Origin of the sequence: Nonomuraea aridisoli (assembly GCF_003236395.1) — a bacterium.
GTDB lineage: Bacteria > Actinomycetota > Actinomycetes > Streptosporangiales > Streptosporangiaceae > Nonomuraea > Nonomuraea aridisoli.
Genome location: NZ_POUD01000655.1, coordinates 1 through 495, shown reverse-complemented (window position 1 = coordinate 495; position 495 = coordinate 1). Strand labels below are relative to the sequence as shown.

General features: G+C 74.3%; 1 protein-coding gene. It reads left to right on the top strand.

The window, feature by feature from the left end; translation table 11 throughout:
- Positions 1-367, top strand: a 367-nt coding sequence (locus C1J01_RS50975; RefSeq protein WP_438943201.1) for a hypothetical protein, incomplete at its 5' end; no start/stop codon positions are given.
- Between the last annotated feature and the right edge of the window lie 128 nt (positions 368-495).

The following is a 495-nucleotide window of genomic DNA, read 5'->3' as shown; positions in this document are numbered from 1 at the left end:
GTATAAGAGACAGCGGCAGAAGCCCGCCCCCCAGGCCGCCACTGAGGCCGGTGCCGAGGAGGAGGGCGCGAGGCGCGACACGAAGGCGCGCGCCGCCGAGGCCCGGCGGCGCGAGGAGGAAGAAGCCAGGCGGCGCGAAGAGGCCGAGGCCAGGAAGGCGAAGGAACGCGCCGAGGCCGAGGCGGCGCACCTGGAGTGGCTCGAGGTGCTGGAGACGGCGCAGCGGGAGCACGACGAGCGCGCCGAGAAGGTGGAGCGGCTGGAGCGGAAGCTGACCAAGGCGCGCAAGAAACTCGCCGACGTGTCCCAGCGGCTGGAGGTCGCGCGCCGCGAGGAACGCCACGCACGCCGCCGCCTGGACGGCTAGTTCCCGACGAGCTCCAGCACCAGCCGGTACGGAGGGCGGCAGGGAGGGCGGAGCTGGTCGCTTGCCCGGTAGGGGCGGCGTAGGCGCTGTACGGAGGGCCGGCAGGGTGGCTTGCCTGGGAGGGGCGG